The sequence below is a fragment of the Streptomyces sp. NPDC048650 genome (assembly GCF_043199095.1).
Taxonomy (GTDB): domain Bacteria; phylum Actinomycetota; class Actinomycetes; order Streptomycetales; family Streptomycetaceae; genus Streptomyces.
In genome coordinates this window covers 134,310-152,406 of record NZ_JBICVM010000009.1, presented here as the reverse complement: position 1 = coordinate 152,406, position 18,097 = coordinate 134,310, and the positions used below count along the sequence as shown (strand labels likewise).

22 protein-coding genes are annotated in these 18,097 nt (G+C 71.4%); 12 read left to right on the top strand and 10 right to left on the bottom strand.

The window, feature by feature from the left end; genetic code table 11:
- Positions 1-17 precede the first annotated feature (17 nt).
- A complete protein-coding gene (locus ACGFML_RS25250; RefSeq protein WP_393547277.1) occupies positions 18-440 on the top strand; it encodes a TIGR03668 family PPOX class F420-dependent oxidoreductase in 423 nt (140 codons plus the stop codon).
- A gap of 437 nt (positions 441-877) precedes the next feature.
- Positions 878-1,309 (top strand): ATP-binding protein, encoded by a 432-nt coding sequence (locus ACGFML_RS25245; RefSeq protein ID WP_393547275.1) that lies wholly within the window; start codon positions 878-880, stop codon positions 1,307-1,309.
- 127 nt (positions 1,310-1,436) lie between these two features.
- Here the strand turns inward: ACGFML_RS25245 and ACGFML_RS25240 are convergent, their stop codons facing one another.
- The 4 genes from ACGFML_RS25240 to ACGFML_RS25225 all read right to left on the bottom strand — a co-directional run bounded on the left by ACGFML_RS25240 (position 1,437) and on the right by ACGFML_RS25225 (position 3,511).
- Entirely contained in the window at positions 1,437-1,721 is a 285-nt protein-coding gene (locus ACGFML_RS25240; RefSeq protein ID WP_393547273.1) for a hypothetical protein, read from the bottom strand.
- A 450-nt stretch (positions 1,722-2,171) separates the two neighbouring features.
- Positions 2,172-2,468 (bottom strand): hypothetical protein, encoded by a 297-nt coding sequence (locus tag ACGFML_RS25235; protein WP_393547271.1) that lies wholly within the window; start codon positions 2,466-2,468, stop codon positions 2,172-2,174.
- A 226-nt stretch (positions 2,469-2,694) separates the two neighbouring features.
- Complete coding sequence (sufU, locus tag ACGFML_RS25230) at positions 2,695-3,132, bottom strand: Fe-S cluster assembly sulfur transfer protein SufU (protein ID WP_393547269.1); 438 nt, start codon at positions 3,130-3,132, stop codon at positions 2,695-2,697.
- Positions 3,133-3,334: 202 nt separating this feature from the next.
- Positions 3,335-3,511, bottom strand: a complete 177-nt coding sequence (locus ACGFML_RS25225; RefSeq protein ID WP_393547267.1) for a hypothetical protein — start codon at positions 3,509-3,511, stop codon at positions 3,335-3,337.
- Between the two features lie 553 nt (positions 3,512-4,064).
- Here ACGFML_RS25225 and ACGFML_RS25220 point away from each other — a divergent pair.
- Positions 4,065-4,676, top strand: a complete 612-nt coding sequence (locus tag ACGFML_RS25220; protein WP_393547265.1) for an HD family hydrolase — start codon at positions 4,065-4,067, stop codon at positions 4,674-4,676.
- A 73-nt stretch (positions 4,677-4,749) separates the two neighbouring features.
- Here ACGFML_RS25220 and ACGFML_RS25215 read toward each other — a convergent pair whose 3' ends face one another.
- Both ACGFML_RS25215 and ACGFML_RS25210 read right to left on the bottom strand, forming a co-directional pair.
- Positions 4,750-5,673: an aminoglycoside phosphotransferase family protein gene (locus ACGFML_RS25215; protein ID WP_393547263.1), complete on the bottom strand. Its 924-nt coding sequence runs from the start codon at positions 5,671-5,673 to the stop codon at positions 4,750-4,752.
- A gap of 825 nt (positions 5,674-6,498) precedes the next feature.
- On the bottom strand, positions 6,499-7,815 hold the full coding sequence (locus tag ACGFML_RS25210; RefSeq protein ID WP_393547261.1) for a glycosyltransferase: 1,317 nt from the start codon (positions 7,813-7,815) through the stop codon (positions 6,499-6,501).
- Positions 7,816-8,025: 210 nt separating this feature from the next.
- Between ACGFML_RS25210 and ACGFML_RS25205 the strand changes: the two genes are divergently transcribed.
- Positions 8,026-8,202 (top strand): hypothetical protein, encoded by a 177-nt coding sequence (locus ACGFML_RS25205; RefSeq protein ID WP_393547260.1) that lies wholly within the window; start codon positions 8,026-8,028, stop codon positions 8,200-8,202.
- Positions 8,203-8,444: 242 nt separating this feature from the next.
- Complete coding sequence (locus ACGFML_RS25200) at positions 8,445-8,936, top strand: peptidylprolyl isomerase (protein WP_393547258.1); 492 nt, start codon at positions 8,445-8,447, stop codon at positions 8,934-8,936.
- Positions 8,937-9,126: 190 nt separating this feature from the next.
- Here the strand turns inward: ACGFML_RS25200 and ACGFML_RS25195 are convergent, their stop codons facing one another.
- Together ACGFML_RS25195 and ACGFML_RS25190 are read right to left on the bottom strand one after the other, a co-directional pair.
- Entirely contained in the window at positions 9,127-9,372 is a 246-nt protein-coding gene (locus tag ACGFML_RS25195; protein ID WP_393547256.1) for a hypothetical protein, read from the bottom strand.
- A gap of 39 nt (positions 9,373-9,411) precedes the next feature.
- Positions 9,412-9,564, bottom strand: coding sequence for a hypothetical protein (locus tag ACGFML_RS25190; protein WP_393547255.1), 153 nt, complete (start codon positions 9,562-9,564; stop codon positions 9,412-9,414).
- 405 nt (positions 9,565-9,969) lie between these two features.
- On the opposite strand from ACGFML_RS25190, the gene ACGFML_RS25185 reads away from it, so the two are divergent.
- The 6 genes from ACGFML_RS25185 (at position 9,970) to ACGFML_RS25160 (ending at position 14,642) form a co-directional block, all read left to right on the top strand.
- Positions 9,970-10,821 carry a calcium-binding protein gene (locus tag ACGFML_RS25185; RefSeq protein WP_393547253.1) on the top strand — a complete coding sequence of 284 codons (852 nt, stop codon included), beginning with the start codon at positions 9,970-9,972 and terminating at the stop codon, positions 10,819-10,821.
- A 144-nt stretch (positions 10,822-10,965) separates the two neighbouring features.
- Positions 10,966-11,109, top strand: a complete 144-nt coding sequence (locus ACGFML_RS25180; RefSeq protein ID WP_393547251.1) for a hypothetical protein — start codon at positions 10,966-10,968, stop codon at positions 11,107-11,109.
- 55 nt (positions 11,110-11,164) lie between these two features.
- On the top strand, positions 11,165-11,680 hold the full coding sequence (locus ACGFML_RS25175; RefSeq protein WP_393547250.1) for a helix-turn-helix transcriptional regulator: 516 nt from the start codon (positions 11,165-11,167) through the stop codon (positions 11,678-11,680).
- A gap of 96 nt (positions 11,681-11,776) precedes the next feature.
- Positions 11,777-12,955 (top strand): DUF2306 domain-containing protein, encoded by a 1,179-nt coding sequence (locus ACGFML_RS25170; RefSeq protein ID WP_393547248.1) that lies wholly within the window; start codon positions 11,777-11,779, stop codon positions 12,953-12,955.
- A gap of 58 nt (positions 12,956-13,013) precedes the next feature.
- Positions 13,014-13,931, top strand: coding sequence for a hypothetical protein (locus ACGFML_RS25165; RefSeq protein WP_393547247.1), 918 nt, complete (start codon positions 13,014-13,016; stop codon positions 13,929-13,931).
- 228 nt (positions 13,932-14,159) lie between these two features.
- Positions 14,160-14,642 (top strand): peroxiredoxin, encoded by a 483-nt coding sequence (locus tag ACGFML_RS25160; protein WP_393547245.1) that lies wholly within the window; start codon positions 14,160-14,162, stop codon positions 14,640-14,642.
- 10 nt (positions 14,643-14,652) lie between these two features.
- Here ACGFML_RS25160 and ACGFML_RS25155 read toward each other — a convergent pair whose 3' ends face one another.
- Both ACGFML_RS25155 and ACGFML_RS25150 read right to left on the bottom strand, forming a co-directional pair.
- A complete protein-coding gene (locus ACGFML_RS25155) occupies positions 14,653-16,479 on the bottom strand; it encodes a hypothetical protein (RefSeq protein WP_393547243.1) in 1,827 nt (608 codons plus the stop codon).
- Positions 16,480-16,807: 328 nt separating this feature from the next.
- Positions 16,808-17,113 carry a hypothetical protein gene (locus tag ACGFML_RS25150; protein ID WP_393547242.1) on the bottom strand — a complete coding sequence of 102 codons (306 nt, stop codon included), beginning with the start codon at positions 17,111-17,113 and terminating at the stop codon, positions 16,808-16,810.
- A gap of 366 nt (positions 17,114-17,479) precedes the next feature.
- On the opposite strand from ACGFML_RS25150, the gene ACGFML_RS25145 reads away from it, so the two are divergent.
- On the top strand, positions 17,480-17,983 hold the full coding sequence (locus tag ACGFML_RS25145; RefSeq protein ID WP_393547240.1) for a carboxymuconolactone decarboxylase family protein: 504 nt from the start codon (positions 17,480-17,482) through the stop codon (positions 17,981-17,983).
- Positions 17,984-18,097 lie beyond the last annotated feature (114 nt).

The following is an 18,097-nucleotide window of genomic DNA, read 5'->3' as shown; positions in this document are numbered from 1 at the left end:
GGGCCGCAGTGCCGGGGATGACGGGCGGACAGGCCCGGGAGCGCTTCGCCCGGGCACGGATCGCCCGGCTCGCGACCATCGACGCGGCCGGCCGCCCGCACCTGGTCCCCATGGTGTTCGCCCTCACCGGTGACACCGTGGCCTTCGCCGTGGACCACAAGCCGAAGCGGTCCGCGCGGCTGAAGCGGCTGGCCAACATCCGTACCCACCCCGAGGTCTGTCTCCTCGTCGACGGATACGACGAGGACTGGGACCGCCTGTGGTGGGCGCGCGCGGACGGCACGGCCGTCGTACTGCCACCGGCCCCCACGTCGGAGGCGTCCGCCCGGTACGTACGCCTCCTGTCGGAGAAGTACCGGCAGCAGTACGCGGGGCGCCCCCCTGAAGGCCCCGTGGTGGAGATTTCGGTGTCCCGCTGGTCCGGCTGGCACGCCACCTGAGGGCCCGGCCCCGCCGGGCGCCCTCGGTCCGGGGTGCAGGGTGCGGGGTGCGGCGTAGGCCACGAGGTCGAGCGCCGCCACGGCGCGAGCCAAAACGCTGCGGGGACTTCCTTTTCACGGCGGCGTAGGCGGGTAGACGCTACGTCACGCCAGCCACACCGAAGTCTCCTGACGGGGTGAAGCACATGCCACACCCGCATACGTTCGAAGGACGCTCCAGTCGGCCCGGCACGCCGGCGCCGGCCGGCCGCGGAAGGCGGATGTCGCCGGGCGAGGGAGTCCCCCGCCGCCCTGCCCCCCGGCCCGCCCGTGCCCGGCGCACGGCACCCGCCCGTGGCGGCACGGCCGGTCCGGCCGCCGGTATCGGCTGGTCCACCGCTCGCGTGGGGGCACTCTCCCCGGCGCAGCACATGGACGACGCGAACGAGGTGAGCACCGTGAGAACCGCCAGGACCGCGCAGACGGTCACGGCGCCGACAACACTGCACGTCGCACTGGAATGCCGTCCCGAAACACCGCGCACCGCACGGCATTTGGCGGGCGCCTTTCTGCACGGCCTGGACCCCGCCCTGGACCAGGACGCCGCCGAGGTGGTGGTACTGGTCATCTCGGAACTGGTCACCAATGCCGTACGGCACTCCGGCGGACGGGCCTGTGCGCTGCGTCTGTCGGCCTGCTCCGAGGCCATAGCCGTGGCTGTCAGCGACGAGAGCCACGTCCTGCCCCGCCCACGCGAGGCGGACATCGCGGGCGAAGGCGGCGGCTTCGGCTGGTCGATGGTCTGCCGGATGGCGACAGCCGTCGCCGTCACCGAGGAGCCCGAGGGCAAGACCATCAACGCCGTCATCCCCCGGCAGCCCCTGAACTGAGCATCGCAAAGAGGCAGCCGGAGACCAGACCCCGTACGCCTGGAGCGTCGTGTTCCACTCCGGCGACGGCAGTCCGGGCCGCCCGCGCCCCACCGAACCGGTCGGTGGAGCGGTGCGAGACGCCCCTTCAGAGGCTGAACTCCCAGATGAGGGTGATGACACCGGCGATCCCGAGGGCGCCGAGGATGGTTCCGGCGGTGGCGATCCACAGGCGGCCGATGCCGTGGCGGGCGTAGTGGATACCCGACAAGCCGAAGGTGACGGCGAGGGCTCCGGCGATGATCGTCCACGGAAACGCGAGCACGAGCGGGGGTACCCATGCGCCTGTGGAGAGGACGCCGAGGGTGAGTGCGGTGGGGCCCAGGGCGACGGCGGGTGTGTCGGTTCGGTCGCGCACGATCGGTTCAGGCATGACCTGCCCCCTCTTTTTGAACTCGTTCAAATTATGTGCCGATCATACCCACCGGGAGGCGTGGCAGGCCGGCCGGGGTCGGGTATGGGCCGGCGAGACACCGCCGGGCCGCCACAACACGCCCCAGTCGTGCCCGAGTTGTCGTACGAACCGTTGCTGCCAGGGGGTTGCCACCGCGCGACGGTGATAGTGCCGGTCGTTCGGGAGCCAGAAGTCGGGCCGGCGCAGCCATCCGGCCTCCCACGTGGTCGCCGGCGGCTGCCTACCGACAGGGACACGGCGAAGGTCGGCTCCGGCCGCGGCGGCAGCGCGTGCCGCAGGGCCCGGCCGCGCACCAGGCCAGGGCTCCAGGGCTCCAGGGCTCCAGGGCTCCAGGGCTCCAGGGCTCCAGGGCTCCAGGATCACGATGGCCGGGGCCGCTGCTCTGCGCGTCGCGTCACCGGGCCCGGATCAGGGGACGCGCCGGATCCGGGCGGCGAGGGCATGGCCGAGGACGACGTAGACCACGGCGGGGAGCCCGTAGTTCAGCACGGTCCGCACCCAGTCGGTGCTCATCGTGAACAGGTTGTACGACCAGCCGGCGAGCCAGCCCGCGGCGGCGTGCACCCAGCCGACCAGGTTGTTGGCGCGGTTCGCGTCGAGAAGGGAGAACAGGATCCAGAGCCCCAGGATCACCGCGGTGAGGTCCGCGATGACGACGATGACCTTCGCTGCTTCGCTCTTGCCGTTTCGAGTGTGTCTGGACATGACAAACAGGTTGCCGCTATCACCCCGTCGAAACCCGGCCTCACGCCCGTCCACCGGGACCCGTGCCCGATCCGGCCCTGATCCGCCCCTGAACCGCCCCCGATCCGTCCCCGATCCGCCCGCAGAGCTGCGGCGGTACGCACGCCGGTGGCACCTGCCCTTACGCGCGACCGGATACCGCCGACGAACTGTCGTGCCACCATCCCGGCCCCGCTCGGGGCTCAGCTCACGAGAGCGCGTCGTGCAGGGCGGCCCAGCCCAGCAACGCGCAGGTGATGCGCGCGGGGTGGCACGCGACCTCGCGGAACGCCGCGGCGTGCCCGAGCCGGGGCGGCCAGGCATCGGTCTCCGTCACGCGCCCGCGCAGCAGTGCCGCGAACTCCGCGTTCAGTTCGTCGGCCTCTTGCACGGAGCGACCCACGACCAACCCGGCCATCACCGAGGCCGACGCCTGGCTGATCGAGCAGCCCTGCACGTCGTACGAGAGGTTGGCGACCACCGCGGCCGCCCCCGATCCGGACACCCTGGTGCGGAGGGTGAGTTCGTCACCGCACGGCGGGTTGTAGCGCCGGACCTCGGTGTCGTACGGCTCCCGCAGACCCCTGAGGTACGGGGCACGGTAGTGGGCGAGAATGACCGCTTGGTTCGCCGCCGTCAACCGCATGCCGCGGCCTCCGCTTCGCCTCCGGTGGCGAAGGGCGCCTGGGCCGTCTCGATGCCCGCCGCCAACTCTTCGATCCCGGTTCGGTCGTCGGAGAGGGAGAAGCCGGCGCACATCGGGAAGTCCGTACGGATCAGGGCGGGGTCGAGGGCGGCTCCCCCGGGCGGGGTCGGCCGGGCGGAGTCCGAGGAGGGCGGCGGCGCGGTCAGGCCGGGACACCGGTGGTGCCGGCCGCCCCGCCGGCCGCACCGACTTCCGTGAGCACCTTGCTGGTGGTCTCCGGGCACGGCCCGGGCGCACACACGGTCATGCGGTCGCCGTCGCCCTCGTCCGCCCGGCCCGGGGTCTTCGGGCCGGAGCTCTCGATGTGCTTGGTGCGCACACCCGTGGCGAAACGGCTCGGTCTCCGATGGCGCAATGCCGTCGGAGTGACGTCGGGCGAATTCCAACGGCGACATGCTGATCGGCATGCTGGTCGGCGTGCTGATCACCTGGCGATGCGTGGGGTGGGTGTCCGCCCGGCACGTTCTCGTTAAGGCACTTAAGCCTTTGCCGGTGGGCGCCAGGACGGTGCACGGGAATACCGGCCGGCACAGCGTGCCCGGCGCCAGGCATTCAACAGGCGCGGCCGGGCCGCGGGAACGAAAACCGGTCAGTTTTCCGTCGAGTTCGGACTCGGCGTAGAACTTGGCCATACGAGCTCATCTCCTGGATTTCAATAGATCAATCAGGAACGTAATAAATCGGCCAGAACGCTGTCAACCATTGCTTCTGGACACTCACGGCAAGGCGTCGGGCCGGGTGGCCACATGCTTTGACGAGGGTGCGGGACGCCCCAACTGCCCGAATCGGCAGCCATCGCGCATGGTGCTGAAGTCCGGCGCGGCGGCGGCAGCGGCCGCATCAAGGATTCGTTAAGGATTGGGGAAAACGGCATGCGGGGCGACCTCGGGGAAGTGCTCGACTTCATCGCTTTCAGCGCCCGACTGCGAGAAGTTGAACGCCACAACAATGCCACCGCCGACCGCAAGGAGAGCGTGGCGGAACATTCCTGGCACCTGGCAATCATCAGCTGGCTGCTCCACCAGCGGTTCGAGCAGGAACTCGACCATGCACTGGACCTGGAGAAGATGCTCAAGATGTGCCTCATGCACGACCTCGTGGAAATCGAGGCGGGCGACCCCTCCGCCTGGACCACCCAGCACAGCGCCGAGCGCACCCGCAGCAAGGCCCAGGTCGAGGAAGAGGTCGCCGTGCGCCGCTTCACTTCCCTCCCGGGCCCGCTCGGCACGGAATTTCTCGACCTGTGGCACGAATACGAGGAGGGCCGCACACCGGAGGCCCGGCTGGTCCGGGGCGTGGACCGCCTCAACCCCGCCCTGATGCGCCTTCTCACCGGCCAGGGGTGGCAGGACGTCGGCGCGGACACCGCGGCCCTCGACCGCCTCCAACTCCCGCGTGTGCAGGTCAGCGCGACGCTCACCGCACTCTACGAAGAGGTCCGGGACGCGGCGGTGAAGCAGGGGCTGCTCCCCGCCGCGTCCTGACCACCGGGGCCGGCCCGGCGGCGCGCCCTCTCCACCGCCGGCCGGCAGCGGTCGCGGGGCCACCGAGGACGGGTCAGCGGTGACGCAGCAGGGCCGTGGCGATGGCCACCTGCGCCGGCTCCAGTGCGGTCCTGCCGTCTTCGACGTCCCACAGTGCGTTCTGCAGCACGCGGCCGAGTGTCCAGCCCGTGGCCCGCTGCCGGTCGAGGCCGAGGACTTCCGTCAGCAGGTCGAACCGGCGGAGCACCGTGCGCGTGATATCGCCGGTGGCCACCACCTCGGCCCAGCGGTTGTCGAGCGCCGGCAGCAGCTCGAATCCGGGATCGCCGGCCAGCGGTTCGGGGTCGATGGCCAGCCAGGGTTCCCGCTCCGCGGCGAGGACGTTGTCGTAGTGCAGGTCCCAGTGCAGCAGGCGATCGCCCGGTTCGCCGACCAGTTCGGCCGTGGCGGACGCGCAGGTGTGCACCAGCTGTCGTTCGGTGGGGTCACGCAGCGCCGGTGCGGCCTGCGGCGCCTGGTCGAGCATGGCGGCGGCGACGTCGGACAGCCGACGCAGGCCGTTCGGGGCGGGCACCGAGGTCAGGCGGGCCAGCAGCTCGGCCAGAATCCGCAGGGCGGCGTGGTCGTCGGCCACCGAGGACAGCGTCCGGGTCGCGTCCAGCCGCTCCAGCAACTGCGTGCCGCTGTCGTCGTCGTGATCGAGCAGGCGCACCATGCCGTCGCCCCGCCACGCCCGCAGACCGGCCGCGGCGCCGGCGGTCTCGTCCCGGAGCTGCTGGAGCTTGAGGACGGCGGGCACGCCGTCGGCGCGCAGCACGGGCAGGACGAGCGAGGCCATGCCGTGGGCGGCCGGCCCGTCGAGCCGCAGCTCCCAGCGCCCCAGGAAGTCGCCGCCGAGGCGCGGCAGTTCGGCGATCCAGGCGCGTGCCGCGGCGCCGTTCTCGCGGTAGGACGCGGCGAACGCGTCGGGGACATCGATGACGGTCGACGTGGTCATGAAAAAGGTCTCCTTCGTGACGTACGGAGTCGGGAGGCGACATACGAAGGAGATCGCGGGGGTGCCCGGGTTCTGGGCCGGCATCACAGCACAACTTCACCTTAGCCACACCCGATCACGTTCGATCACGGTCGATCGGAGATCGCCCCGGAAGGGAAGGGCCGCGTCACGGGACGGGTAGGCAACTGTCCTTCGTCCGCGTGGTCTCTCGGCGAGTCGTTTGGACAACCACCCGTCCTCGGACAACTTGAGACCGTGCGCCCATTTGGTCTTCTCGCCGTCGTGGTGGCGGCGCTCCTCACCACCACCAGTTGTGTATCCGTCCCGACCGGACGATCCAGTCGCCCGGCCCGCTTCGCTCCCGACGGGCGGACAATCGCCCCGGCCCGTCCCGCGACGCCGATCCCGCCCACGCAGGGGCCGCCACGTGAAGAACTGACGATGGTGCACGGCACCCCGTCGCAGCACCACCGCGGGGCGAAGGCCCGTAAGGCGCGGCATGGCCGGCACGCCGCGCCGCCGCACCGACCGAAGCCGTCGGTTGCCCGGCCCGTGCCGCGCCCCCACGCCGGCCACCCCTCGGTGCGGCGGCCGGCGCCTGTGCACAAGCGGCGGCCGGTGCACGCGCACCGGCCGCCGCGCCACCGGGCACCCGCCGCGCCGCGCCCGCAGCGGACGATCAGCGGCACGGTGGTGTGCCAGATGGCCTCCGGGCGCGTTCGGCCGGATCTGCTGCGCATCTGCCGCGGGGTGTACGGGCGTTGACCGGTGGGGCCCGTGGGCACCTCGGGGAGGGCGTGGAGGCCCGCATCCGCCACCGGGTCCCTACGTCGCCGCCCGAGGCGCGGCGCCGCTCCGCGCCACCTCTGCCTCGAGGACCTGGACGGCGTTGCCCACCCCGTCCTGGGCCCGGGTCTGCTCACCGAACCGTGCTGCCCGCCGGCTCAGGTCGGGGGTGGACACGGACCGCCGGATGGCGGCTGCCAGTCCGTCGACGGTGAGCCGAAGCTGCGGCAGGGGTGGCGGTGCGACGCCGCATGCGTGCATGCGCTGGGCCCAGAACGGCTGGTCGAAGGCGAACGGACAGACGACCTGCGGCCGCCCGGCCAGCAGCGCGGCGGCAGTGGTACCGGCGCCACTGTGGTGGACGATCGAGGACATCCGGGGGAACAGCCGGTCGTGGGGCGCCTGATCCACGAAGAAGACATCATCGGCTCCTCCTGGGCCGGCGCCCTCCTGCTCGGTGGTGCCGCCCCACCCGGTGGCGACCACAGCACGGACCCCCGCCTTGCGGATCGCCGCCATCACGGTCCGGGTGGTCTGTCCGGGGTCGCGTCCGGCCAGACTGCCGAAGCCGACGTACACCGGAGGCGGCCCGTCGTCGAGAAACGCGCGAAGCGACGGTGGCATCCGCCAGTCGGCCGGTCCGGGAAGGTGCCAGAAACCCGTGGTGTGGGCGGTCGCCGGATAGCGCGGTGTACCGGGGAGCACATGACGGCCGAACGCCTGGAGGACGGTGGCCGGTTGGCGGTCCGGACGCAGCAGCACGTTGTGCCGTCCACGGCGACGCGGCAACCGCAGATCCTTCCGCGTCCGCTCCACCGCGGGCCCGTACAGCAGCCGAGTGATCATCGGCGCGAAGGTGTACGAGACGGTGTTCCACGCGCGGGGGACCCGGGCCGGCATCAGCGGATTGGGGAAGTCGGGTGTGGGCACCCAGCCGGGCTGCAGACACACGGGTACCGCCGGCACGCCCAGGCTCTCGGAGAGGTGGTGCGCCGGCAGCCACGACTGGAAGACCACGACATCGGGACGGCCCGCAGCGGTGACCGCTTTGACCAGATCCGCCAGGACGTCCACATAACGCGGCCGGTTCCGTAGGAACCACCGCATGGCCAGCACCTGACCCCGGAGCCCGCGCCCCTGCGCCTGGTTGGCCTCGATAATGACGGGGTCGTTCAACAGTTCCAGCGGCCCGTCCGTGATGGGCAGGTAGGGGACGCCGGCGGAGCACGCCACTTCGGCCGTGGCGCGGGGACCGACCAGCGACACCTCATGGCCTGCGGCCGTCAGACCGCAGGCCAGGGCGACGAAGGGCTGGACGTCGCCCCGGGAACCGTGGGTCAGGAGCAGTGCTTTCAACGGAGCTCACTTTTCGCGGAAGGTCGGGCACGAGGAGAGCTCCAGGAAGCCTCGCGGGCTCCCCCCGATGGTTCGTCTCCCTCACCCATCGGCACATCGCCCGCCGCTCTCCACCGTTGATCGCCCGTTTCGTCGCCCCTCCCGCGCTCCGGCCGGTTCGCCACCGGGGGAATTTGGCGCTTCCTGCCACGTGATCTAGGGTCCATGCCCATGACATTCACAGCGGGGGACATCGGATACCACATCCTGGCAAGGGGCCATCACCACTCGGGTGGCACCTACGACGCCGGCAGCAGCGGCCCCATGGAGTGGTGGATGTGGCCGATACTGGCCGTCGGCGTGGTCGCCGTCATCTGGAGCCTGATCAAGAAGTTCACCGCAAGCTGACGCCGCTCCGTGGGAACGGAAGGCCTCGTCGTACCGCGACGGGGTCTTCGCACGCCCACCCGGCCTCCGTCAGCAGCCGATGGACGGCGGCCAGTGGTCGGCTACCCACGCACAGTGATCACCTCTCCCCGATGCGCACCCTTCGCCCGACTTGCCAGTTTCGCGAAGAGTCGGCGATATCGACCGGCCGGATGGTGGGGCCTCGTGTGCTCGCAGGGGGGTGGGGATGTGAGGATGCATCCATGAACAACGTCTTTTTCGATATCACCATCAACGACGAGCCCGCCGGGCAGATCGTCTTCAAGCTGTACGACGACGTCGTGCCCCAGACCGCCAGGAACTTCCGTGAACTCGCCACGGGCGAGCACGGCTTCGGCTACGAGGGCTCCGGCTTCCACCGCGTCATCCCCAACTTCATGCTCCAGGGCGGCGACTTCACCCGGGGTGACGGCACCGGCGGCAAGAGCATCTACGGCGAGAAGTTCGCCGACGAGAACTTCCAGCTGAAGCACACCAAGCCGGGCCTGCTGTCCATGGCCAACGCCGGGCGGAACACCAACGGCTCGCAGTTCTTCATCACCACCATCGTCACCGACTGGCTGGACGGCAAGCACGTCGTCTTCGGCGAGGTCGTCTCGGGCATGGACCTCGTGAAGAAGATCGAGGGCGAGGGCTCGGGCAGCGGCAAGACCCGGTCGACGATCAAGATCGCCAAGTCCGGCGTCGTCGCGTAACCACCGCGTCACCGCGTAACCATCGCGTCACCGCACCGGATCCTCCGTCGCGCCCCGGCCCGGCGGAGGATCCGGGAGAACGGAAAACTGACGCCCTCTCACATCTGGGGGCCGAGCCGGCCCCACTTGCCGCTCACCGACGACATATCCGCACCGGACGCCGCGCTGTCCGGTGCTCTCTCCGTGCGAGCTACCGGGCTCTGGTCAGTTGATCGACGCGGTTCTGGTAGGCGACGACCTCGTCGTGGGTGAGCGCGAGGCGGCCGGGGCCGGGCCGGTGGTCGGGTTCCTGGGTCGCCTGCACCATGGCGTCGTAGAGCGGGCCGGGCAGGTTGAGCAGCAGCTGGCCCTGTTCGGCGGTCTCGATCACCATCCAGGAGCCCGGGTCGGTGCCGTCGTGGGCGTCGGTGACCTCGACGGTGCTGACAGCGGTCACGGTCAGAACAGGAGGTAGGGAACTCATCCCCCCTCCCTATCAGCCCAGGCGCCAGAAGCCGAATGCGGCACTGACCGGGTCCTTACGGAGCGCGTCGAGGCCCCTGCCCTGCCGGCGGCAGCCCCCGTCCCGCTGGGCGTCGGAGAAGGCGACGAGCGCCGCCCCGCCCCGCCCGGCCCGCCACCGACTCACCGATCCGGTCCGGCCCCTCACGGCTCGCCCGCGGAGCGTCCCGGACGTGCCGCCCTCCAAGGCTCTTCACGTGCGAGTACAGGCTCGCGCCCGTGACACCGAACCGCCGAGGGCGGCTCTCCTCCGCCGCCATCGATGCGACGTCCCCACAGGCCGCAATCACCGTGGACGTCGAGGGCGATCGAGGGCGTGGGTGCGGGTGTGGGCATGGATGGGGGCGTGGACGTGGGCATGGGCGTCGGTATCGGCACTGCCAGTGGATGTTCACAGGAAGTCCATAACGGCGTACAACCATTCACATTCTTCCGAGGTCTGTTGTGCGGAGTCAGCGGACTCCAGACCGATCCGGCCCCGCCCGACCGTGTGTCATGGCACCGCGGGGCCCCCTTCCCTTTCGAGGAACACATGCGCATTCGTGCCACTGCCGCCGCACTGTCCGGCGCCCTGGCCCTTTCCGCCCTCGTCGTCCCGGCCGCCCAGGCCGCGGACGCCCCGGGCGCCGGTGCCGCCAAGGCGCAGCGCGCGCCGTTCGTCGCCGGTGCCGCGACGGACAAGACGCAGGGCGACACCAAGATCACGAACGTCACCGTCAACGGCGGCAAGGACATCGTGGTCGGCACCAGCCTCAAGAAGTCGTTCACCGTCTCGGTGACCGCCACCGACCCGGCCGGCATATACGACGGCTACGCGTTCCTGTGGCACGGCACCGATCTGGACGCCAAGAAGGGTGTCGACGGCGCTCTGACCCCGAGCGCGGACCACGGCACGTGCAAGAAGGTCAACGCCACGACCTCCACCTGCTCGGTCACCCTCGTCGCCGACCCGAAGTCGACCATCTACGGCAACGTCCTCGCCGGCCGGTGGCACGTCTACGCGGCCGCGGTGGGCAATGACGGCGACCTCTCCATCAAGAACACCTACAAGTCCGCCTGGGTCAAGCGCGCCTCGCGACTGACCACGAACGCTTCGCCCGAGCCCGTGAAGAAGGGCAAGACCCTCACGGTCACCGGCTCCCTGACGCGGGCCAACTGGGACACCCTCAAGTACGGGGGCTACACCCAGCAGCCCGTGAAGCTGCAGTTCCTCAAGAAGGGTGCCAGCAGCTACAGCACGATCAAGACCGTCACCTCGGACAGCCGGGGCAACCTGAAGACGACCGTGAAGGCCGCCACCGACGGCTACTGGCGCTATGCCTTCGCCGGTACGCCGACCACCCAGGTGATGACGTCCACCAGCGACTTCGTCGACGTCCAGTAAGTCGCGTACGCGGGGGCGACCGCCACCCGTGACGACACCGGCCGCCCGGTCCGGACCGACAGCCGGTCCGCCGGGCGGCCGGCGTCACGACGCCGGGTTCCGGTGCCGGGCCCGGTCGGCGAAGGCGCGGTGACGGTCCGCCGGGTGCGGACGGATTCGGCCCAGGCGTACGCGTGGGAGGCGAAGCCGCAGGGCCGCCGGATCGCGCGGATCACACCGAACGTGCTGACCCAGCGGCTGCGCCGGCTGTCCGAGGTGACGGTCTCGTCCGCACGTACCCCGCAGTGATTCCCCCTCCCGGGCGGCGGCGTTCCGGTGCGGGACGCCGCGATACGGTCGCGGCATGGCTGAGTTCCGGTTGACCACGCCCTCGTTCCTCGTGCTCGGCATCATCGACAAGTTGGGCGAGGCCAGCCCGTACGACGTGAAGGTCGAGGCCGCACGCACGGTGGCGCCGTTCTGGTCGATGCCGCACGCCCAGGTGTACGCGCAGTGCGACCGCCTGGTGGAGGCGGGGCTGCTGTCGGAGGTCCGGCAGACGGGCGGGCGCAACCGGCGGCTGATGAAGCTGACCGCCCGGGGCGGGGCGGCCTTGGCCGAGTGGCTCGGCGACCCGGCGTTCGTGCCGGTCGAGGCGCGCGAACGCGGCATCCTGAAGCTCTGGTTCGGGGCCCGGCCGGAGGTGCTCGCCCCGGTGCAGCTCGACGAGCACCGCCGGGGGCTCGCCGGTTACGAGGAACTCGCGGAGGGCGTGGGCGATGCGCTGTCGCGCGGACAGCGCGAGGCGCTCGAGTTCGGGATCCGTTATGAGCGGATGATGGTCGAATTCTGGCAGTGGGTGCAGCAGCGCGATGCGTGATGCCGCTGTCCGTGCCGTTGACCACTACGGCGGATCGCCCTTACCTTCCCCATAGTCCAGACAGGACTATCGAGGGCAGCGACCGAGGGAGCCACCGTGAACCGTCTCAGGAAGGTCGCCTGGCGCCGCGTGGCCGGGCTGACGGTGGTGGTCGTCTGCGTGGTCTACGCGCCGGTCGCGATAACCGAGTTGTGGCCCTACGCGCGCCCCGGCGCACCGGCCTTCGGGGAGTGGTTCCTGACCCGTGCGGTGTCACCGCGGTACGTCGCCGACGCCGTCGCGACCCGCATCGGGCCCTACCGACACAGCCTGGCGGCGATGATCGTCCACTCGGTGCTGGGTGGGACACTCATGCTGCTCGGGCCGGTCCAACTGCTCTCGGCGGTACGGCGCCGCATCCGGCTGCACCGTGCCATGGGCGTGGTGTTCGCGATCACCGTCTATGTCTCGATGGCCGGTGCCGCGGTCTATCTGGTGCGCACCGCGCCCGGCGACGCGTTCAGCGGAGCGGCCTTCTGGATCGTGCTCGCCACCATCCTGGTCGGCACGGTGATGAGCGTGACGTGGGGCATCTTCGCCGCCGTCGGGAACTTCCCCGACCTGCATCAGCGGTGGATGCTGCTGTGCTACGGCTACCTGATGACCGCGCCGCTGCTGCGACTCGAGTGGGGCATGCTCCCGTGGTTCTTCCCGGGCCTGTCCATGGCCGACATCAACCGCATCGCGATCATGCATCTCGGCTCCGTGGTCGTGTTCGGCGCGCTGGCCGCCTCCCGTGCGATGGACCGGCGCACGACGGTTTCCGGGGTGACCGGGACCTGGGTGCCGTGGCCCGTCCTCGCCGTGGCGCATCTCGCCGGCGCGATCGCCCTGGTGTGGATCACCGGGTCCGCCCTGGGGTGGGGTGCCCAAGGCCGACGGCTGTTGCTCGCGTACCTGATCCCCTACGCCGCGACGTACGCCGTCATGTTCGTCCGCCAGCGGCGCGCGGGCCGGGACGGACGGAACTGGGCCCGTGAGGAGTGGCGCCTGCATGTGGCCGGGCTGTGCCTGGCTCCCGTGCTCTCGGCGGCAGCGGCGCTGCTGTTCGAGCGGTACCTGGGGCTCGACCCGCGGACTGCGCTGTCCGCGGGAGTCGCCATCGGCTGCGGCATGTTGGCGTTCGCGGCGACCACCGTGGTCAGCCTGCGTGTCATGTACGGCCGCGAGCTGGTCAAGCGGGAGCGGCCGGGCGCCACCCGGCGCGCGCCGCAGGTCTCGTCGACGAGCGCGTAGCCGGCACAACGGGCCCGCTGCCGGGCCATCCGAGGAACGGCCGGGAGAGGGAGCAGGGATGAGTGACGGAGCGCAGACGGGCGAGGAGACAGAGGAGTCCGGCGGCACCGGAGGCAGTATCGGGCCGTCCGTGGCCGCCGGTGGCCGCGAACTGACGCCGGGGGTGGCGATGCTGGCCACCGCCGTCGCGGTGATCAGCATCGTGGTCGGCGCGCTCCTGGCCGGTGTGAGCCTCACGGGCCATGTGTTCGGGGCCTGGAAGTCGCCCGGACCGCTGAGCACCGGGCTGGTGGGTGCGGCCATGCTGGGCGTTTCGCCCGGCCTGCTCATGATCGGCCGGGCCCGTGTCTGGGAAGAGGTCCGGACCCTCGTCCTCCCGCTCGCCATCGTGCTCGTGGGCCTGCTGACCGTCACGCTGCTCAACGCCGGAACGCTCCAGGCGGCCCAGGGCGGCTCGCTGGTCCTCGTGATGTTCAGCCTCGGCTGGATCGCCGTCCTCGGGGTGCTGGGCGTGTTCGCGGTCGTGTGCGTAGCCTGGCAGTACCTCAGGCCGGCCGTGCCTCTCCAGGGCCGGACCGCCCCGCTGCCCGGCTGGACGAAGCCGCTCCTGGCCGTGCTGGGATCGGCGTGGTTCGGCATCGGGGCGGGCCTGCTGGCCGTACCGCGCTTCTGGGCCGGCTTCGTGCCCTGGAGCCTCAACCGTCCCGACGCCCAGGCGCTGGGCGTATGGGCGGTCGCACTCGGCGTCGGCGTCCTCGGTGCACTGGCCGAGGACGACCTCAGCCGGATCCGTCCGGCCCTGCTCGCCCTGCCCGGCGCCGCGATCGGCGTGGCCGTCGTGCTGGGCGTCCGCGCCGCCGACGTCGACTGGACGTCCGGCCCCGGCCTGTCCCTGATCACGATGGTCGGCGGGCTGCTGCTGGCCGGCGTGACCGGCCGCCGACTCGCGTCCCGGCGCCCCGCCCTCCGGCCCTGAGCGCCGTCCCGAACCGCGACGCCGCCCACCGCGGCCCGCCGGATACCGGCCGGACCCAAACCGCGCCGGACGGCCCGCTCCCCGGAGACTCCCGTGCGGGACGATCCGGTGGCGCTCGCACCCATCCGGGGCGCGAGCGCCGACGCATGACGAAGACGGCGGGCGGAGCGCGCAACGGCGTTTCGACGCCCGGCTCCGCCCGCCGACCCCTACCCGATGGGATGCACGATGGCAGCACTGCACAACGGCATGACCGCACCGGACTTCACCCTGCCCGGCGGGGTGCTCACCGGCGGAACCTTCGAGCGCCGTGACCACACCCTCGCGCAGCGACGCGGCCGGCCACTCCTCCTGGCCTTCTACCCCGGCGACGACACCAGCGTGTGCACCAAGCAGCTGTGCTCGTACTCCTCGGGGCTGGAACGGATCCAGGAGCAGGACGCCGAGGTCTGGGCGATCAGCCCCCAAGGTCTCGACAGCCACGAGTCGTTCGCCCGCAAGTACGACCTGCGCATGCCGCTGCTGGCCGACACGGACCGCCAGGTCGCCCGCGCCTACGGCGTCGCCGCGCCCGGAATCGGCGTGCGCCGGGCGGTGTTTCTGATCGGCGCCGACGGCACCCTGCGCTGGAAGCATGTGGCGCTGCTCGGCGCGACGTTCCAACAGCTGGACGTACTCGCCGACCGCGTCGCCGAGCTCGACTCCGCCTGACCGTACGGTCTCACCGCGCCTGCGGCCACGGGAAGCCCAGCTGCTCGGCGTACTCGCGGCTGCCGCCCCTGACCTCCGCGTAGGTCTTGGGGTCGGCCGTGGCGAGGCGGCGCAGCGCGGCGGTGGCCCGTTCCTCGGGAGGGGTGCCGTCGTCCGGAAGGCTCCAGAGGAACTGGAGCCACGGGCCGTCCTTCCGCTTCCGTCCGGCGGCGAGTCCCGGCCAGAAGGTGAAGGAGACCACGGTGGTGTCCGGGTCGGTGAAATCGGTGCCGATCCAGCCCTGTTGGGCGTCCCACCGAGCGAGGAGATCCGGCCGCTCGCGCAGCCCCGCGGCGATGCGGCGCGCGGTGCACCGGGCCGGCCACGACCACGAGGTGTCCTGCTCGGCCCGCGCGACCTCGGCGTCGTAGGCGGCCGCGTCGAAGCGGTACTCGGACAGCCGGAGCGGCGGCTGCGGGGCCTTGGGCGGGGAGGGGCAGCGCCAGTCGCGCCAGACGACCTCCCCGCCCTCGCGGCAGATGGTGACGTAGAGCGCGCCGCAGCAGCCCTCGGTGCAGTACGCCTCGGCGAGCTGCACCTGCCGCGGCTCGGCGGTGGCCCGCAGTCGGCCGCTGTCGAGCAGGTACTCGGGGCAGTTGCCCGGTCCCCGGCCGAATGCCTCCGGCACCAGGGGGCGCCCGTCGATCAGGATGCGGGTCTCGACGGTCTCCGCGTCCGCGGGGTCTCGCACCGTCACCGTAATCCGGAGCCCGGCCGAGGACGCGGGCCGGCGGAAGGGCTGTCGTGCGGTGCGCCGTATCCAGTGGGCCCTGCGGCGTGCAAGGGGGTCGGTGGGTTCGCGGTCCGGCACGGCCGCCCAGGACGGCGTCCCCAGGAGCGACTCCAGCGCTTCCAGCAGCATCTCTCGCTGTCCGGGCCGCCAGTCGAGGAGCGCGCTGGGACCGCTGTGCAGATCGAGGGCGAGGGAGAGCAGGGTCGCGTAGTGGTCGAGGGTCGGGGGCAGTTGCGCGGCGAGCGGGATGAGGGCGTCGTACGCGGCGACGGCCTGCCCGTAGTTCAGGATTTCGGCCAGGTAGTCGCGCTGGCTCGTCATCCGTGACAACAGCCGGCCCGCCTGGGCCACGACCCGGGAACCGGCCGGTTCCTCCCGAAGGAGGTCGGCGAGCCCGACGGCCTCGGCGATCCGGCGGGCGGTCCCGGGCGGTGTGGCACGGGCGTCGAGAGGGATCTCCGCCAGCCGAGTGCGGGCGGCCCGGTCGTCCCCGGCGGCCAGAGCCTCCACCAGACGACGCAGCTCTCGGCCCTCGGCGCGGTCGGTGAGCCACACCAGGGCCGCAGCGGGGCGGTCGAGGGCCGTGAGCACCGCCACGACCGCGCGAGTGAAGCCACGCAGCAGCCCCAGAACCCTCAGGTACGGGACGTCTTCCGGTTCGCCGACGCGGGCCAGGAGCGCGAGGCCGGCGTTCACGGCGGCGGTGCTGGTGCCCTCACGCGTCAGACGGCGGCCGAGGGCACGGGCCGCGGTCTCGTCCACAAGGGGCACCGTCGCCATGGCGTTGCGGATGTGTCGGTCCCACACGCTCAGTTCGTGCAGGCGCAGATGGACCTCCGCGGCGGCCCGCTCGGTGTCCGGGGCGGTCAGCAGGGGGACGAGGGCGTCCCGTACCGCCACCAGGGATTCCGCCTGGTCGAGGGCGCCGGTTCGCTCCGGCTGTTCCGGGAGGGGGTAGCCGCGCCGGGGAAGGTGGCCGTCGGGCTCCGCGCGGTGCAGGCGCAGGGCGTGGGCATAGAGGGAGGGCCGGGAGATGAGCGCGCTGCGCTCTTCCTGGGCGCTCACCGTGCGGGGTGGGTCTCGATTCCGTAGATCATGCGGGGATGTTGGCATGCCGGCCCGGCTCCGCGCCAGCGATTTACCGCCGCTCGCGCCGCTCGCGCCACTCGCGCCGCCCGCCACGGAGCGGGCGCACCCTCAACTCGCATGAGGAGGGCCGGAGTTGCGGTGGTGCGACCGTGTGCCCAAGCCAGTGGGCCGCCCCTCCCGATGGAGGTGGCGGCCCACACCGCTGTTCTGGCGACCGGTCAGGGGGCTGACGGGCCCCGTTCGAGAGAAGCAACGGGTCCGACGGGTCCGCCTCGGCTTCAGGTCCTGGGCGATGCGGGGCGGGTCAGTCGCGGTCCACTCCGGCGGCGGCACGGCGAGCCTCGCGCCGGCCTGCGTAGCGTTCCTTGCGGTTCCTGGTCCTGGCCATTCCCTGGCGCTCCTTGATGCAGCCACGCACGCTGCATCCCGAGCAGCAGGTGCGGCCGAACAGCAGCATGCCAGGGTGTTCCCACCGGCAGCGGGCCTCGGCGTCCTCCCCCGTCGGGCTCGGCGGCAGATCGCAGGCGCCGTAGCGGTGATCGTGGACCGGCCGGGGGTCGTGTTCCGCGGAGCGCACCCACAACGGCTTCGTCCTGTCCGTACGGGACATCTCGTTCCTTCCGGAACCGCCGCCCGAGCTCCCGGACCTTCCAGGCGGGCGGCTGGGTTCGCCACTTCACGGCGACACGCTCCTTCCTTCGTCCAGGGCGACCGCGCCGTCCAGGCTCCGGCGCGGACGGCACTTCGGGACACCATCCACGGGAGTGGAAAGCCTTTCAGGATATCAACCCGCCGGCTTCCTCAGCTTCCTCGGCTTCCCCGGCTTCCCCGGCTTCCCCAGTCCTTCAGGGCGAGTGGGTTGTCCGTCGGTTCGATGTCCACGGCGGTCACGAACGACTGTCGTCCGTCGGTCACATCCCTCCGTCGCGCTCCGTCAGGTCAGTGACAGCAACATGAAGGCCCGAAGGAGACGGTGATGGAAACACGTTCGACGGCGGAGGTCCCGATGGTTCCGCGGATGGCCGAGGACCCCGCGGAGCTCGTACCCGAGCTGGCGGCGGTGTCGGCGGCGCTGTTCAAGGTCACCGGCAACGGTTCGGTACCGCGCTCCACGATCGGCCTGGTCCAGCTGCGTGCGGGCCAGATCGTCGGCAGCACCTACCTGACCGTGCTGCACACGGGCTTCCTGCACAGGGCCGGGGTGCCGGAGGAGCGCATCATGTCGGTGGCCTCCTGGCAGGACTCGCCGTACTTCACCGGTGCCGAGCGTGCCGCGCTGGCACTCGTGGAAGCCGTCCTTCAGCCGTCCGCCCACGGCGAGAGGGTCTCCGACGAGCTGTACGCCCAGGCAGCAGCACACTATGAGGCCAAGGCGCTCGCCACCCTGATGTTCGCGATCGGCCAGGTCAACTTCTTCATCGCCGTGGCACTCATCGCCAAGCCGGTGCCCGGTCGGTCGTTCACCGACCCGTGGAAGTGAGGTCGCCCCGGCAGGGGTTGGCCGTTCGGGTCCCCCGCAGGATCCGAACGGCCAACCCGCAGACGCATCGGCAGCCGGCCGCGTCACCGACGTCCCGGGACAGCACACATAGAG

Coding starts and splice junctions, on each gene's coding strand:
- ACGFML_RS25150 (WP_393547242.1), bottom strand. CDS start 17,113: ATGTCCCGTACGGACAGGACGAAGCCGTTGTGGGTGCGCTCCGCGGAA.
- ACGFML_RS25235 (WP_393547271.1), bottom strand. CDS start 2,468: ATGTCCAGACACACTCGAAACGGCAAGAGCGAAGCAGCGAAGGTCATC.
- ACGFML_RS25160 (WP_393547245.1), top strand. CDS start 14,160: ATGGCAGCACTGCACAACGGCATGACCGCACCGGACTTCACCCTGCCC.
- ACGFML_RS25175 (WP_393547250.1), top strand. CDS start 11,165: ATGGCTGAGTTCCGGTTGACCACGCCCTCGTTCCTCGTGCTCGGCATC.
- ACGFML_RS25205 (WP_393547260.1), top strand. CDS start 8,026: ATGACATTCACAGCGGGGGACATCGGATACCACATCCTGGCAAGGGGC.
- ACGFML_RS25200 (WP_393547258.1), top strand. CDS start 8,445: ATGAACAACGTCTTTTTCGATATCACCATCAACGACGAGCCCGCCGGG.
- ACGFML_RS25165 (WP_393547247.1), top strand. CDS start 13,014: ATGAGTGACGGAGCGCAGACGGGCGAGGAGACAGAGGAGTCCGGCGGC.
- ACGFML_RS25220 (WP_393547265.1), top strand. CDS start 4,065: ATGCGGGGCGACCTCGGGGAAGTGCTCGACTTCATCGCTTTCAGCGCC.
- ACGFML_RS25215 (WP_393547263.1), bottom strand. CDS start 5,673: ATGACCACGTCGACCGTCATCGATGTCCCCGACGCGTTCGCCGCGTCC.
- ACGFML_RS25185 (WP_393547253.1), top strand. CDS start 9,970: ATGCGCATTCGTGCCACTGCCGCCGCACTGTCCGGCGCCCTGGCCCTT.
- ACGFML_RS25145 (WP_393547240.1), top strand. CDS start 17,480: ATGGAAACACGTTCGACGGCGGAGGTCCCGATGGTTCCGCGGATGGCC.
- ACGFML_RS25240 (WP_393547273.1), bottom strand. CDS start 1,721: ATGCCTGAACCGATCGTGCGCGACCGAACCGACACACCCGCCGTCGCC.
- ACGFML_RS25250 (WP_393547277.1), top strand. CDS start 18: ATGACGGGCGGACAGGCCCGGGAGCGCTTCGCCCGGGCACGGATCGCC.
- sufU (WP_393547269.1), bottom strand. CDS start 3,132: ATGCGGTTGACGGCGGCGAACCAAGCGGTCATTCTCGCCCACTACCGT.